Source organism: Allorhizocola rhizosphaerae, from assembly GCF_003426775.1.
Taxonomy (GTDB): Bacteria; Actinomycetota; Actinomycetes; order Mycobacteriales; family Micromonosporaceae; genus Allorhizocola; species Allorhizocola rhizosphaerae.
Window position 1 is genome coordinate 1 of sequence record NZ_QJUG01000205.1, and the last position, 15148, is coordinate 15148.

Annotated in this window: 15 protein-coding genes; 5 read left to right on the top strand and 10 right to left on the bottom strand. The window is 69.2% G+C overall.

All coding sequences use genetic code 11. From position 1 onward, the window contains the following. Positions 1 to 156: 156 nt before the first annotated feature. The 7 genes from recA to DM816_RS32365 form a co-directional block, all read right to left on the bottom strand. Complete coding sequence (recA, locus tag DM816_RS32335; RefSeq protein ID WP_117214278.1) at positions 157 to 1209, bottom strand: recombinase RecA; 1053 nt, start codon at positions 1207 to 1209, stop codon at positions 157 to 159. A 238-nt stretch (positions 1210 to 1447) separates the two neighbouring features. Then, complete coding sequence (locus tag DM816_RS32340; RefSeq protein ID WP_117214256.1) at positions 1448 to 1648, bottom strand: DUF3046 domain-containing protein; 201 nt, start codon at positions 1646 to 1648, stop codon at positions 1448 to 1450. Between the two features lie 9 nt (positions 1649 to 1657). Then, positions 1658 to 2863, bottom strand: coding sequence for an MFS transporter (locus DM816_RS32345; RefSeq protein WP_117214280.1), 1206 nt, complete (start codon positions 2861 to 2863; stop codon positions 1658 to 1660). A gap of 68 nt (positions 2864 to 2931) precedes the next feature. Then, a complete protein-coding gene (locus DM816_RS32350) occupies positions 2932 to 3528 on the bottom strand; it encodes a TetR/AcrR family transcriptional regulator (RefSeq protein WP_117214258.1) in 597 nt (198 codons plus the stop codon). Positions 3529 to 3657: 129 nt separating this feature from the next. Beyond that, positions 3658 to 4065 carry a Rieske (2Fe-2S) protein gene (locus DM816_RS32355; RefSeq protein WP_117214260.1) on the bottom strand — a complete coding sequence of 136 codons (408 nt, stop codon included), beginning with the start codon at positions 4063 to 4065 and terminating at the stop codon, positions 3658 to 3660. 12 nt (positions 4066 to 4077) lie between these two features. Then, positions 4078 to 4605 (bottom strand): DUF6529 family protein, encoded by a 528-nt coding sequence (locus tag DM816_RS32360; protein ID WP_117214262.1) that lies wholly within the window; start codon positions 4603 to 4605, stop codon positions 4078 to 4080. Beyond that, positions 4602 to 5183, bottom strand: a complete 582-nt coding sequence (locus DM816_RS32365) for a hypothetical protein (RefSeq protein WP_117214281.1) — start codon at positions 5181 to 5183, stop codon at positions 4602 to 4604. The genes DM816_RS32360 and DM816_RS32365 overlap by 4 nt, the downstream gene beginning before the upstream one ends. A gap of 64 nt (positions 5184 to 5247) precedes the next feature. On the opposite strand from DM816_RS32365, the gene DM816_RS32370 reads away from it, so the two are divergent. Both DM816_RS32370 and DM816_RS32375 read left to right on the top strand, forming a co-directional pair. Next, positions 5248 to 6834 (top strand): adenylate/guanylate cyclase domain-containing protein, encoded by a 1587-nt coding sequence (locus DM816_RS32370; protein ID WP_117214264.1) that lies wholly within the window; start codon positions 5248 to 5250, stop codon positions 6832 to 6834. Between the two features lie 70 nt (positions 6835 to 6904). Beyond that, positions 6905 to 7570 carry a Crp/Fnr family transcriptional regulator gene (locus DM816_RS32375; RefSeq protein ID WP_117214265.1) on the top strand — a complete coding sequence of 222 codons (666 nt, stop codon included), beginning with the start codon at positions 6905 to 6907 and terminating at the stop codon, positions 7568 to 7570. 5 nt (positions 7571 to 7575) lie between these two features. Here the strand turns inward: DM816_RS32375 and DM816_RS32380 are convergent, their stop codons facing one another. After that, complete coding sequence (locus tag DM816_RS32380; RefSeq protein WP_117214267.1) at positions 7576 to 8079, bottom strand: DUF6886 family protein; 504 nt, start codon at positions 8077 to 8079, stop codon at positions 7576 to 7578. A gap of 1 nt (position 8080) precedes the next feature. Continuing rightward, positions 8081 to 9364, bottom strand: a complete 1284-nt coding sequence (locus DM816_RS32385) for an aminotransferase class I/II-fold pyridoxal phosphate-dependent enzyme (protein ID WP_117214269.1) — start codon at positions 9362 to 9364, stop codon at positions 8081 to 8083. A 37-nt stretch (positions 9365 to 9401) separates the two neighbouring features. On the opposite strand from DM816_RS32385, the gene DM816_RS32390 reads away from it, so the two are divergent. Further along, a complete protein-coding gene (locus DM816_RS32390) occupies positions 9402 to 10049 on the top strand; it encodes a pyridoxamine 5'-phosphate oxidase family protein (RefSeq protein WP_117214271.1) in 648 nt (215 codons plus the stop codon). Positions 10050 to 10051: 2 nt separating this feature from the next. Further along, positions 10052 to 10681: a leucine efflux protein LeuE gene (leuE, locus tag DM816_RS32395; RefSeq protein WP_117214273.1), complete on the top strand. Its 630-nt coding sequence runs from the start codon at positions 10052 to 10054 to the stop codon at positions 10679 to 10681. A gap of 236 nt (positions 10682 to 10917) precedes the next feature. On the opposite strand, the gene DM816_RS32400 is transcribed toward leuE, so the two are convergent. After that, entirely contained in the window at positions 10918 to 11223 is a 306-nt protein-coding gene (locus DM816_RS32400; protein WP_117214275.1) for a hypothetical protein, read from the bottom strand. Between the two features lie 178 nt (positions 11224 to 11401). Here DM816_RS32400 and DM816_RS32405 point away from each other — a divergent pair. After that, on the top strand, positions 11402 to 15148 hold a 3747-nt coding region (locus DM816_RS32405), incomplete at its 3' end, for a DEAD/DEAH box helicase (protein WP_117214277.1).

Sequence of the window (15148 nt, forward strand, 5' to 3'; positions counted from 1 at the left end):
GCGGGCCCGGGGCGGGCGGGGCGTCCTCAGTGGACGGAGGTGGATCGTGTGCGGCCTGGTCAGGGCCGCGCCGCCTTCCCCGCGCGGCGCGGCCCTGAGGCTTGGGTGGCAGTGCGTCCCAGCCTCGGCCGGAGCGGGCCATGCCCTAACCCGCGATCAGAAGTCGACCGGGGGCAGGGCCGGGCCGCCAGCCTCGTCGGATGAGCTGGAGACGCCCACGCCGAGCTTTTCGAGGATCTTCTTCTCGATCTCCGCGGCCACGTCGGGGTTTTCGCGCAGGAACTCGCGCGCCTTCTCCTTGCCCTGGCCGAGCTGGTCGCCCTCGTAGGTGTACCACGCGCCGGCCTTGCGGATGATGCTCTGCTCCACGCCGACATCGATCAGCGAGCCCTCGCGCGAGATGCCCTTGCCATACATAATGTCGAACTCGGCCTGCTTGAACGGCGAGCTGACCTTGTTTTTCACCACCTTGACCCGCGTGCGGTTGCCGACGACCTCGGTGCCGTCCTTGAGGCTCTCGATGCGCCGCACGTCGAGGCGGACGGACGCGTAGAACTTGAGCGCCTTGCCACCGGTCGTGGTCTCGGGCGAGCCGAACATGACGCCGATCTTTTCGCGCAGCTGGTTGATGAAGATCGCGGTGGTGTTGGAGTTGTTGAGCGCGCCCGTAATCTTGCGCAGCGCCTGGCTCATGAGGCGCGCCTGCAGACCCACGTGGCTGTCGCCCATCTCGCCCTCGATCTCAGCCCGCGGCACGAGCGCCGCCACCGAGTCGATGACGATCAGGTCGAGCGCACCGGAGCGCACCAGCATGTCGGCGATCTCCAGCGCCTGCTCACCGGTGTCGGGCTGGGACACGAGCAGCGCGTCGGTGTCGACCCCGAGGTTTTTGGCGTATTCGGGGTCGAGCGCGTGCTCGGCGTCGATGATGGCGCAGATGCCGCCGGCCCGCTGGGCGCTGGCGATCGCGTGCAGGGCGAGCGAGGTCTTGCCGGAGGCCTCCGGACCGTAGATCTCCACGATCCGGCCCCGGGGCAGCCCGCCGACGCCGAGGGCGACGTCGAGCGCGATCGAGCCGGTGGGGATGACCTGCATCTGCATCACCGGCCGCTCGCCGAGACGCATCACCGAGCCCTTGCCAAACTGCTTGTCGATCTGGGCCAGGGCCAGGTCGAGCGCCTTGCTCTTATCGGGGTTTGTGGTTGCCATGCTCGTCGCCACCTCTTCGCGTGGTGTCTTTGCTGTGGGCCTCTTCGTCACAGGAGACACGTTAGAACCTGGGTCCGACAAAACTGGATTCCGCAGCGTCTGGGTCTGAAGAAACCTGGGCGAGCGTAACCGAACGTCTGTTCGAGACTCAAATCAACACGCCCATGTCTCATGGCCGCAAGCGTCTCGCCTCGGCCCCCCGCCCGCCGCGGCTAGCTGCCAGGCCGTGTGTGCAGACTCACCTGAGCCGCGCGGGGATCCGATCCGGATACTGTGCGCACACGGCTCGCCACACAGCCTGCACATCGGCGCCCTCGGCCAGCGCCGCGACGATGGTGCGCCCGCCCAGCTGGGACAGGATCTGGTCGGAGGCGACGCTGCGGGCATAGGCGGACCCGAAGACCTCGCTCATCCGCTCCCAAAAGTCTGTCTGACGCACGCGGCAAGTCTAGGCCGTACGGGGTACCGGACGAAGGGCAAGGGCGAGGAGAGGGAGGGTGGCCATCGCGGCCAGAAGATTGAGCACCGGGTACCCGGAAAGGGCCACCACCAGCCCGGAGACGAGCCCAGCGGCCGCACCCGTCAACCCGGTCGACATGTCGGAGAGCCCCTGCGCCCGCGCCTTGACGTGCGCCGGCACCGACTCGGTCACCAGCGTGGATCCGGCCACCATGGTGCACGACCACCCGAGCCCCAACAGGATGAGCGCGATCGTCAGCTGTACCGTCCCGTGCCCAGCCGTGCCCGCGATCGCACACGCGCCGACCAGCAGCCCCACGCCGCCCAAAACCACCGCGCGCCGCCCGAGCCGGTCGGTGAGCCAGCCGATGACCGGCGAAAGCCCGTACATCCCGGCGATGTGCGCGCTGATCACAAACCCGACGATGCGCAGCGTGTCGGCATCGGAGTGGGTCTGTCCGATGTGCAGCGGGGTCATCGCCATCACCGCGACCATGACCAGGTGCCCGACCGATGTGGCGGCGATGCCGAGCCGCGCGCCCGGCGAGGCCAGGATCGCGCGCCACGCGTCCTTCAACCTGGGCCCCTCGGCCGGCGGCGGCGGCAGCACGTCGGCTTCACCGAAGGCCACGCCAACCGGGCGTGCGGCCAGCAACAGCGGATCCGGCCGGAGCAGCAGGAACACGAGCACCGCACCGATCAGAAACGACAGCGCCGCGAACGCGAACGGCGCGCCGAGCGTGGGCACGCCGGGAAGGATGGACCCCAGCGGGCCGGTCAGGTTGGGCCCGATCACCGCGCCGATCGTCGTCGCCCACACGACCATCGATAGCTGCCTGCCACGCCGTTCGGGCAACGCCAGGTCGACGGCCGCGTAGCGCGCCTGCAGTTTGCCCGTGTTTCCCGCCCCGAACACGAAAAACCCGGCGAACAGTAGGGGAGCCGAGTCGAGGATGGCCGACGCGAGCACCGCCAGCCCGCCGAGCGCGCCGACGAGGTAGCACAGCACCAGACCCGGCCTGCGCCCGAACCGTTGCATCACGGCCGATGCCGGGAGAGCCATCAATGCCCCGCCCACCACGGCGCCGCTTTGCGCCACGCCTGACAGCTCCGTGCCCGCCATTTCCTTGGTCAGAAGCGCCCCAACCGAGATGCCCATCGCCACCCCGAGCCCGGTGATGATCTCGACGAACATGAGCAGCCGGACGGTCCGGGTCTGCACCCGCGCGATCTCATGCGCGTTAATAAATGCTGGTTGAGGGGTCACGTTTTATGAAGGTACAGGTGACGGACGCGCGGCACTCGATCCAAAAGCCGAGCCAACCGCCGGGCCTGCAGAAACATTTGATCAATGCGACCTTCGTCACCATCAACATGGGTGAGTGTCTGCATGCCAAGGTACATGGCGACCGCCCCACGGGCCGCCGTGGAGATCGACACCAGCGAGGCGAAGGGGCGCCCGCGCAGCAGATCGGCGATGACCTGCGCGGCCAGCGCCTCCCAGTCCCGGGTGATCAGCGCGAGCCGTTCGGCCAGGCGCGATCCCGGCCGGCAGCCGGCGGCCAGCTCCTGCACGGCGGCGATGTGGCCCGAGTCGCGATCCTCCCGATACAGCTCGCGCAGGCCCTCGACCACGTCGACCGCGCGTTCACGTCCAATCAGGACCTCCCGGTAGCGCTCGACGCGCCGGGCGCTCGCGTAGGAGACGGTCTCCACCAGCAGATCGTCGAGGTCACGGAAGTGGTAGTAGATCACGCCCGCCGCGAATCCACCTTCGGCGGCGATCGCGCGTGCGGTCGTCCCCCGGTACCCCCTATTGGAAAGGGTTTTGAGGGTGGTTTTTAAGATCTTTTCCTGCATACGGTACCTGTAACGCAGCGCGCCGATGGGATGAGCCAGCTTTGCATGCCATCGTTACATATAAAAGTATGCCTGGATAGATGGCCGGGCGGGCCTTCTCGTGCCCGCCCGGCCATCCTTGCCCCACCCCTAGCCCAATGTGACGGTGTCGCCGGAGACAGTGACGGCGACGGTGGGCAAGGCCTGCTTGGCGGGGCCCGCGGCAACGCTTCCGTCGGCGAGCTTGAACGCACTGCCGTGGCACGGACACACGATGTTGCCGTCCTCGACACCCGTGACCAGACAGCCCTGATGCGTGCACACCGCCGAAAACGCTTTGATGACACCGGCCGCGGGTTGCGTGACGACGACCTTCCGATCGGGGAAGACCCTGCCACCGCCGACCGGGATGTCCGTCAGCCTGGCGAGAGCCGGGCCACCGCCACCAGGCTCTCCGGGTGGGGAAGCGGGGGCCTGCGCCGCCTCACCGTAGGTCTGGCAGCCGCTGGCAAGCATTGCGGCACAACCACCGGCGAGCACCAAACGTCGAGATGTCATTGTGCGATCCCCCTAGAACCGGATGCCGAAGGTGGTGAAGTACCAGAACGATGACGTGAGCCAGAGCGCGATGAGCCCGGTGAACGCCAGCCCGCCGAGCACGGGCAGGACCCATCCGGCGAGCCCCTTCTTGGGCAGCGCGAGCATCTTGACGGTGAACACGCCGAAGAAGAAGCAGCCCAGGAGCGAGTGCACCACCGTGCGCAGGTTGTAGGTCGCAAATCCGAGCGCGTAGAGACAATGCACCGCGACAGGCACGGCGAGCAGGAACGCGATCCGGCCCGACCACCGGTGCAGCCAGGCGGTCCAGCTCGGTGCGCCGGGCCCGAACAGCCCGTACATGGACGAGGCCGAAATCAGCTGCACGATGGCGAACAACGCCGACAGGGTGGCGAGCCACACCTTGACGGTCTGCGGCCCGGAGAACCCCGCCAGGTTGACGGCGACACCCGTGGGCGTGTGCAGGTTGCCATACACCCCAAGGGTGACGGCCACCAGCGAGCCGATCACGAACGGAACGAACAGCAGGCGTGCGGTCATCGCATGTCCCTCGGGTCGAGCGGAGTGGCGGTCGACGTGTCCAGCCGTGGCGCGGGTTGGGCATTCGAGCACAACCCGACCTGGCGCCCGTCCGGCAGCACGATCCATCCACAAACGACTGTCGCGCTGCTGACCTCCTGTGCCGCGCGATAGAGACCGCCCGGTGGCTGGGCCACAGGCGCGGTGAAAGTCCACTTGCGACCCCCGGCGGTGATCTGCCCCGTGGCTTTGCCGCCGCCGAAGGTACCCTCCAAAGTGGCATTTTTGCCTGAAAGAACCAGTTTGCCGTCCGATGCCGTGCCCTGGAGCCAGGCCTCGATCTTCTGGCCGTCGCACAGATAGGCGACCGCGACGCCGTCCTTGACGGAGATGGCGATCGTCGCCGCGCCACCGTCGACCTCGCCCGCCCAGACCGCGTTGACCTTCTGGACGGAAGGGGTCACCGATGGGGATGGGGCCGGGGTCTTGATGGCGGCGATGGGTGAGGGTGGTGGGGTGGTCGCGATCGAGCTCATCACCAACAGCACACCGGCCACGGCGAGCCCGGCCAGCAGCGTGATGACAGGGGTCCGACTCATGGCGTCCATGAAACGTCTGATCCCTTACGGAGTCTGCGTAGAAATCCACACAGCCGCGTAGGGTGTGCCCGTGCCACGTGTCGTGATCTGGACCCTCCATCTGGCCCTGCCCTTGGCGGGGCTGTGGCTCCTGCTCGCCAAGCCCGCCACGGACGTGCGCTGGCACGACGCGGTGAGCCACTTCTGGCTGGTGCTCGTGGTCGCCGTCGTCAACGTCATCGTCGGCATCCGCATGAACGTGGCCGCCAAGCGGCGCGACGATGCGCGCCTTTTCCTTGTCTCCCTTGCGTTCCTGGCCAGCTCCGGCTTCTTCGCGCTGCATGCGCTGGCTACACCGGGTGTGCTGCTGCACCACGCCAACGTGGGGTTTGACCTAGCCCAGCCGGTCGGGCTCGTGATCGCCGCCGGCTTCGCGGTCGCGTCGTCGGTCGAGTGGAAGCGCCGGCTGCCCATCACCGCGCTGCAGGTCGTGCTCGGCGCGCTGATCGTGGCCTGGGGCGCGGTGTCACTGCTCGACCTGCCGCCGCTGAACGCGCCGCCCGGCCCGCGCGAGGTGAGCCCGCCCGTCGCGGCGGTGACCATCGCGCTGTATCTCTACGCCGCCGTGCGCTACTACCTGCTGCACCGGCGCCGTCCCTCCGTCATGCTGATCAGCGTCATCACCGCGTTCGTGTTGCTTGCCGAGGCCATGTTCACGGTCACGGTCGCGCACAAGTGGCAACTGTCTTGGTGGGAGTGGCATCTGCTGCTCGCGTTGGCCTTCGGTTTCGTTGCCTACAGCGCGTATGTGCAGTATTCCGAGCGCGGTGCGGGCCTGTTCGACGCCATCACGCTCAACCAGACCGCCCGCGAGATCCGCGCCGAATACGGTGCCGCGCTTGACGAACTGGTCACCGCGCTGGAAGACGGCAACCGCAGCGCGGCCGCCAAGGTCGGTGCGCGCTTCGGGATGTCCGAGGGCCAGGTGGCCGTGCTCGACCGGGCCGCCTACTCGCTGTCGGCCGAGCGTGAGGTGAGCCGCAAGCTGGACATGCTGTTCCGGCACTACCTGTCCCCCGATGTCGCGGCCGCGCTCATCGCCGATCCCGAGCAGGCGGCGCTGGGCGGCCAGGTGGTCGAGGTGACCGCGCTGTTCGCCGATCTGCGCGGCTTCACCACGTTTTCGGAGGCGGTGTCGCCGGGCGACATCGTGGTCATGCTCAACCGGTACCACGGTGCGGCCGTTCCGTGCATTTTGGACAATGGGGGTACCATCGTGCAGTTCGTGGGCGACGCGCTCCTCGCGCTGTTCAACGCTCCGGCGCGGCAGACCGATCACGCGGCGCGCGCGGTCCGCGCGGCCCTGGAGATGCAGCGCGCGGTCGAGTCGATCGCGGCGGAAAACCCGGCCTGGCCCCGCTTCCGGGTGGGCGCCAACACCGGCCCCGCTCTGGTCGGCAACATCGGCAGCGAGCAGCTGCGCGGGTTCAACGCGATGGGCGATGCCGTCAACGTGGCCGCCCGGCTGCAGACGCTCGCCTCGCCGGGCGAGGTCATCATCGGCGAGCAGACGATGCTCGCGGCGGGGGTGCGGGCGGCGATCCCGTTGGGCGACCTGCAAGTCAAAGGACGGGTGCAGCCGGTGCGGGCCTATCGAGTGGTCGTGCCGTGACCGAGCGCTCGCGCGAGGTCTCCGCTTGGATCATGGCGGCGCCTCCGAGCGCCAGCGAGGAGGCGACGACATGACCGCCGAATTCTGGGGCATGCTCACCCAGCCGGAGCGCGACGACTTCGTGCGCACCGCCACCGCACGCCGGTGGAAGCGGGGCGATGTGCTGTTCCGCGAGGGCGACGAGTCCGACTGGGTGATCGTGATCCAAAGTGGACGGATCAAGGCGTCCTGCCACACGGCGAACGGGTCCGAGATCGTGCTCGCCGTGCGCGGGCCCGGTTCGCTGCTGGGCGAGCTTTCCGCGGTCGACCACGAGCCGCGGTCGGCCACGCTGCAGGCGCTCGACCCGGTCACGGCGCTCGTGATGCGCCTGTCCGACTGGGAGGCCTTCCTGCTGGCGCATGGACGGGTCACGTACCAGCTGATGCGCCTTCTGGCGCAACGACTCCGGGACGCGGACCGCAAACGCATCGAGTTCGGCGCGCAGGACAGCACGGGCCGGGTCGCGGCCCGCCTGGTCGAGCTCGCCGAGCGGTTCGGCGTCCCGGCCGACGACGGTCGCGGCGTGCGCATCGCGCTGGCGCTGTCGCAGGACGAGCTCGCGGGCTGGGTCGGCGCCTCGCGCGAGGCGGTCAGCAAGGCGCTGGGCGCGCTGCGTACGGCCGGGTGGATCCGCACCAGCCGGCTTTCCGTTGTGGTGCTTGACCTCCCGGCCCTACGCAAGCGCGCAGGCTAACCGGTTTAGCGCGGTTTGGCGTTGCGTAGGCGGATCCCGGAGAACTCGACCGTGCTCGCTATGACCTGATCCCACCATGGCCACAGGTTGCTGACGAGCCGGGTCTGGATGCCGGCCGACTCGTGCAGCGCGAGCAGGTCGCCGACCGGGGTTGGTGGGCCGAGTGGCTCGACGGTCTCGGTGGCCACCATGCAGTGCGTGCCGTCGGGGTGGTAGCGGAACGGCGCGGCCGCGAGCCGGTATGCATACAGCTTCACCGACTGGATCGCCGGCAGCCAGCCATATTCGATGCTGTGCACGCGGTCGACGCTCGGGCCCAGGATGCGGTCGGCGTCGTCGGGCGTCGTGTGCGGGCCGCGCCACGCCATGGCGCGCGGGCACTGTCGCGGGAACCAATAGTCGGGGCAACGCGGATGGTCCACCGCCCAGACGAACTCGCCGATCGGGGCGAAGCGGGTGATCGTCGGATCTTCGGAGAAATGCAGGACCTCACCGGGAGAAGGACGCATCCTACCTGCTTACCATGGTGCGCAAGCGATTTTGGCACGCCGCGGCGACGGCGTCGGCCAGCGCATCCACTTCGGACGGTTGGAGGTCGGCGGTGGTGATGCGGATGGCGGGCGGGCTCGCGATGCGGAAGATGTGGCCGGGCGCGACCGCGTAGCCCTGGTCGCGCAGTGCGGTCACGGTCGCGGTCTCGTCGGGCACGGGCACCCACACGTTGATGCCGGTCTTGCCGTGCGCGTCGACCCCGCGCTCCCGCAGGGCCGCGATCAGTGCCTGGCGGCGGGTGTCGTAGGCGCGCCGCGCCGGTACCACATCGAAATTTTCCCAAAGATCTAAAAGCGCGCGCTGCAGGAGTGTGGAGACCCAGCCGGAGGTCAGCCGCATCCGGCCCTCCACTCGCGACACCGTCTCCTGATCGCCCGCCAGGACCGCGCATCGCAGGTCGGGGCCGTAGGGCTTGGACGCGCTGCGCACGAATGCCCAATGTGGAGTGTCGCCGACGATCGGATGCCACGGCACCCCGGCCAGCTCGGCGGCATGATCATCCTCAATCACGAGGACGTCTTTCAGTATCGTGCGCAACGCGGCGGCCCGCGCGACCGAAACCGCCGCACCGGTCGGGTTTTGCGCGCGGGCCGTCACGATCACCGCCCGGATCCCCTGCGCCAGCGCGGATTTGACTCCCTCGACGGCCGGGCCCTCGTCGTCGACCGGCATCGGCACGACGGAAAGGCCTTGCGCGGCAAGCAGATCCATGCACACCGACCAGCCCGGATCCTCGACCCCGACCTTGTCACCGGGGCGCAGGTGCGCCATGAGCACCCTGTCCAGACCGTCAAGAGCACCATTGACGATGGTGTATCCAGTCTCGTCCGGCAGGGCACGCAGCCTCCGCTTGGCCGCGGCGATGAGCTCGGGCTGCGGGCCACCGTCGGCGTAGCGCACCTTGCTCACCTCGGGCAGCAGCGACGCGTCGGGCTGCCCGGTGGCCAGGTCGCGCAGGCCGGGGCGGATCGGGGTGCCGCGAGCCATCCGCGTCGTCTGGGCGATGGGTGGCCGCTCGCGCACGCGGGTGCCATTGCGCCCGCTGGTCACGACGATGCCGCGCCGCTTCAGCTCCGCGTAGGCGGCCGAGACCGTGGCGGGGCTCTTGTCCAACTGTTCGGCGAGCGCACGGACGGGCGGCAGTGCGGACCCGGGTATGAGCACGCCCTCACGCACGCCGGCCTCGATGCTCGCGGCAATGGCCGTTGCCGACTCTCCGGTAATCCGATATTGTGCTACCACAGTTAGGGGATTGTACTAGAACAAAGGCGGGTTGGCAATGACCACGTTTGAGCGGACTTCGCGCACCGTTTCACTGCGTGAGCGAGACCGGATGTCGTACGACCGCGCCGAGGCGCACTCGATCCTTGACGAGGCATGGCATTGCACGCTCGCCTTTGTTGTCGACGGGGGACCACGCGCACTGCCGACATTGCACGTGCGCGTGGGCGACACGCTCTATGTGCACGGCTCGACCGGCTCGCGGCCCTACCTTGCCGCGCGCCAGTCGGGCCTGCCGGTGTGCGTGTCGGTCACCCTGCTCGACGGGCTGGTGCTGGCGCGGTCGCAGTTCCACCACAGCGCCAACTACAGATCCGTTGTGGCGCATGGGATTGCGACCCTGGTGACGGACGACGAGGCCAAGACGGCCGTGCTCGCGGCGCTGGTCGACAAGATCGGCGCGGGCCGCTCGGCCGAGACCCGCCCGCCTTCCTTGAAGGAGCTTGCGCAGACGTCGATTCTGGCGCTCCCGCTGACCGAGGTGTCGGTGCGCTCCCGCACCGGCGGTGTCAACGATGACGCCGACGACCTGGACTTGCCGTATTGGGCGGGCGTGGTGCCGCTGCGGACCGTCCAGGGGTCGCCGACGCCGGACCGAGGCGTGATCCTCCCCACGCCTGATTACCTTTTATCCGGTACCGGATAAGGATGGTCACCATGTTCGGTGTCACCGATATCTGGACCTACGTGCTCGGCACGATCGCGATCATCCTGCTGCCCGGGCCCAACTCACTTTACGTGCTCGCCACGGCGGCCAAGCGCGGGGTGCGCACGGGTTATCAGGCCGCGTTCGGCGTGTTCCTCGGTGATGCCGTGCTCATGTTCGCCGCGGCCGCCGGGGTCGCCTCGCTGCTGCGGGCCTATCCGCCCGTGTTCTTTGTGCTCAAGTGGGCGGGCGCGGGTTATCTGGCATACCTCGGGATCCGGATGATTTTCGCGCGCACGAAGAAGGACGGGACAGCGGCTCCGGCGGTCCTGGAGGGCGGCAACCCGTTCAAGCGGGCGCTCACCATCTCTTTGATGAACCCTAAGGCCATCCTGTTCTTCATCTCGTTTTTCATCCAGTTCGTCGACCCGGCCTATGCCTACCCGGCGCTGTCGTTCCTGGTGCTCGGGGTCATCCTGACCATTTGCAGCGCGCTGTATCTGACGGCGCTCATCTTCGGCGGCAACTACCTGGCGGCCGCGTTCCGGCGGCGGCGCGTGCTCGCCCGGATCGGCACGACGGCCGTGGGCGCCTTGTTCATCGGCTTTGGCGCACGACTGGCGCTCTCCTGACAGAGAGCGCCAGCTTCCCGGGAGGCAACGAGAGCGCGGGCTCCGGGATCGAAAGGTCGTGCAGCCGGCCGCGTCGCTTTAGAGAGCGCCGGCTCCCGGACCAGAAGGTAGAGGCAGCCGACCGCCTCGCTTAAGACAGCGCCGGCTCCGGGACCAGAAGGTCGAGGCAGCCAGCCGCGTCGCTCAAGACAGCGCCGGCTCCGGGACCAGAAGGTCGAGGCAGCCAGCCGCGTCGCTCAAGACAGCGCCGGCTCCGGGATCAGGAGGTCGTGGCGGCCCAGGTCACGGAAGATGTCGTTGACCACCCACAGGCCTAGGTGCACCGGGCGCACCACGAAGTAGTGCACTGCCGCTCGCACACGGGCGCGGTCGACTGCGCTCGAACGGACGGTGTCAGTGATCAACTGACGCAGATGGGCGGCGATGCGCTCGGCGAGGGCCAGCTCATTCACCTCGTCGCGGGCCGCCAGCCGCGCGAGATGGCCATCGAGCTGACGGAGCAAAACATCCGATTCATGCCTGAGACCACGTCGTCCGTTCATGTAGTCCGACCTCCCGCACGGTGAGGGTTGTGTTACGAACCGTGACCAGAACCCTACGCGAATCGCCCAGGACTGGGCAAGTTACTCTCCGTGAATTTTGGCTGATCACATCCTGGCTCGGGAGCCTTGGACCCCGCTCCGCGTGAGCTGCGATCTTGCTGAGCGTTTTGTCAGACCCATGGGGCACGATTGTTTCGTGCTTGAGGGATTTGGCGCGGCGACGCGGGCGTGGTTTGAGGCGGTGTTCGCCGCGCCCACGGCCGCACAGGCGGGCGCGTGGCAGGCGATCAGCGCCGGGCATCACGCGCTGGTGGTGGCGCCGACCGGGTCCGGCAAGACCCTGGCGGCGTTCCTGTGGGCGCTCGACCGGCTCTTTGTTGAAGGGGCCGGCCGCGGCTGCCGGGTGCTCTACGTGAGCCCGCTCAAGGCGCTGGCGGTCGACGTGGAGCGCAACCTGCGGGCCCCGCTGACCGGCATCAGACACGCTGCCGGGCGGCTCGGCCTGGCCGTGCCCGACATCACGGTCGGCATGCGCACCGGCGACACGCCCGCCGACGAGCGGCGCAGGTTCGTCAAGCGCCCGCCCGACATCCTGATCACCACGCCCGAGTCGCTGTTCCTGCTGCTGACCTCGCAGGCGCGGGAGTCGTTGCGCGACATCGAGACCGTCATCGTCGACGAGGTGCACGCCGTCGCAGGCACCAAGCGTGGCGCTCATCTCGCGCTTTCGCTGGAGCGGCTCGATGCCCTGCTCCCCAAGCCGGCTCAGCGCATCGGGCTCTCGGCGACGGTCGAGCCGGTCGAGATGACCGCGCGGTTCCTGGGCGGCATGGCCCCGGTCCAGGTGGTGCAGCCAAAGTCGGCCAAGACCATCGAAGTGGCCGTTGAGGTGCCGGTTGAGGATATGACGGCCCTCGATGAGGGGCATGCCGACGACGAGGGACCACGGCGGGCGTCGATCTGGCCGGCGGTCGAGGAGCGCATCTTCGACCTCATCCAGAAGCACCGCTCCACCATCGTCTTCGCCAATTCGCGGCGCGGCGCCGAGCGGCTGTGCGCCCGGCTCAACGAGCTTCACGTGGAGCGGCTGCCCCAGCTGACCCACCCGCCCGCGCACATCATGGCGCAGTCCGGTGCGGGTTATGGCGCGCCCGGCGTCATCGCGCGGGCGCATCACGGCTCGGTGTCCAAAGAGGAGCGCAAGCAGATCGAGGAGGAGCTCAAGTCCGGGCGGCTGCCGGCGGTCGTGGCGACGTCCAGTTTGGAGCTCGGCATCGACATGGGCGCGGTCGATCTGGTGGTCCAGGTGGGCGCACCCCCGACGGTCGCGGCCGGGCTGCAGCGCATCGGCCGGGCCGGTCACCAGGTCGGCGCGGTCTCGCGCGGGGTCGTGTTCCCGGTGCATCGCGGCGATTTGCTGGCGTGCGCGGTCGTCGCGCTGCGCATGATGGGCGGCAGGCTGGAGCCGATCGACTACCCGCACAGCCCGCTCGACGTCCTCGCGCAGCAACTGATCGCGATGACCGCGATGGACGAGTGGGCGGTCGCCGACGCGGCCGCGCTGGTGCGCAAGGCGGCCCCGTTCGCCGAGCTGCCCAACTCCGCGCTGCACGCGGTGCTCGACATGCTCGCCGGGCGTTATCCCTCAACGGCTTTCGCGGAGCTTCGGCCCCGCATCGTGTGGGATCGCGCGGCGGATGTGATCACCGGGCGACCGGGCAACCAGCGGCTGGCCGTGACGTCGGGTGGCACGATTCCGGATCGCGGGCTGTTCGGCGTGTTCCTCGCGGGCAGCGCCAAGCCCAGCCGGGTGGGCGAGCTCGACGAGGAGATGGTTTACGAGTCGCGCGTGGGCGACGTGTTCGCGCTCGGCACGAGCTCCTGGCGGATCGAAGACATTACGCCCGACCGGGTGCTGGTCTCCCCCGCGCCGGGCCAGGCGGCGCGCCTGCCGTTCTGGAAGGGCGACACCGTGGGGCGGCCGGTGGAGCTGGGCCGCGCGCTGGGCGCCTATCTCCGCAAGCCATCCGATTTGGACACTCTAGACCCCAGCGCACAGGCCAATTTGCGGGCCTATCTTGAGGAGCAGCGGGCCGCGACCAAGCACCTGCCCGACGATCGCACCATCCTGGTCGAGCGGTTTCGTGACGAGCTTGGCGACTGGCGCATCGTCGTGCACTGCGTGCTCGGCGCGACGGTCAACGCGCCGTGGGCGCTGGCGATCGGGCAGCGGCTGCGCGAGCGGTTCGGCGTCGACGCCCAGGTGCACGCGGCCGACGACGGCATCGTGGTGCGCCTGCCCGAGACCGCGGCCGAGCCACCCGAGGCCGAGACGTTCGTGTTCGAGGCCGACGAGGTCGAGGCCATCGTGGCCGAGTCGGTCGGCGGGTCGGCGATGTTCGCGGCCCGGTTCCGCGAGTGCGCGGCGCGCTCGCTCCTGCTGCCCAAGCGCGACCCGGGCAAACGCCAGCCGCTGTGGCAGCAGCGGCAGCGGGCGGCGCAACTGCTTGACGTGGCACGGGATTTCCCCGAGTTCCCGGTGACGCTGGAGGCCGCGCGGGAGTGCCTGCGCGACGTGTTCGACCTGCCGTCGCTGGCCGGGCTGATGCGCGAGATCGCGAGCCGGCGGGTGCGCATCGTCGACGTGACCACCCCGCAGCCGTCGCCGTTTGCCCGCTCTCTGCTGTTCGGCTATGTGGGCGCCTTCTTATATGGGGAAGACGCCCCGCTGGCCGAGCGGCGCGCCGCGGCGCTGGCGCTGGATCCGACCCTGCTCGGCGAGCTGCTGGGCCGGGTGGAGCTGCGCGAGTTGCTCGACCCCGCAGTGGTTTCGGCAACGTCGGCCCGGCTGCGCTGGGCCGATCGGCGAGTGCGCGACGCGGAAGACACGGTCGAGTTGCTGCGCCAGCTCGGAGATCTGTCCGAGGTGGAGCTGAGCGGGCTGGGTGTGCAGCCCGAGTGGCTTGCCGATCTGGCGCGGGCCATGCGCGTGTTGCCGATTCGAGTGGCGGGCGAGGCGCGCTACATCGTGGCCGACGACGCCGGGCGCTATCGCGACGCGCTGGGAGTGGCGCTGCCGCCCGGGTTGCCGGCCGCGTTCGCGGAGCCCACGGCGGATCCCCTGCTGGATTTGATCTGGCGATATTCGCGGACGCACGGGCCGTTCCGGGCCGAAGACTGCGCGGCCCGGTTCGGGTTGGGCGTGGCCATCGTCGATCACACTTTGCGGCGGTTGGCCGCGAGCGGGCGCGTGGTGTCGGGCGAGTTCACCGCCGCGTCCGACGGCGGGCACGTCGAGTGGTGCGACGCAGAGGTGCTGCGGCTGCTGCGGCGGCGCAGCCTGGCCGCGCTGCGCAAGGAGATCGAGCCGGTGCCGGCGGCGACGCTGGGCCGGTTCCTGCCGGTGTGGCAACACATCGGGCGCTCGCAGGGCATCGACGGCGTGGCCGCGGCGATCGAGCAGCTGCAAGGGGTTCCGGTGCCCGCTTCGGCGCTGGAGCGGCTCGTGCTTCCGGCCCGGGTCAAGGACTATTCACCATCCTATTTGGACGAGCTGTGCTCGACCGGCGAGGTGGTCTGGTGCGGCGCGGGTTCCATCCCGGGCGGCGATGGCTGGGTGAGCCTGGCCTTCGCCGACAGCGCCGAGCTGTTGCTGCCCCCGCCGACCGACTTCACACCCGGCGTGCTGCACGAGGCGATCCTGAGCGCGCTCAGCGAAAGCGCCATGTTCTTCCGGCCGATGTCCGATCGGATCGGGGCGGTCGATGACGTCGAGCTCGTCACCGCGCTGTGGGATCTGGTGTGGGCGGGGCTCGTGGGCAACGACACACTCGCGCCGGTGCGGGCGCTGCTCGCGGGCGGCACGGGCGCGCACAGGGCACGACCCGCACCGGTGCGCACACGGATGGGCCGTCCCGGGCGGCCC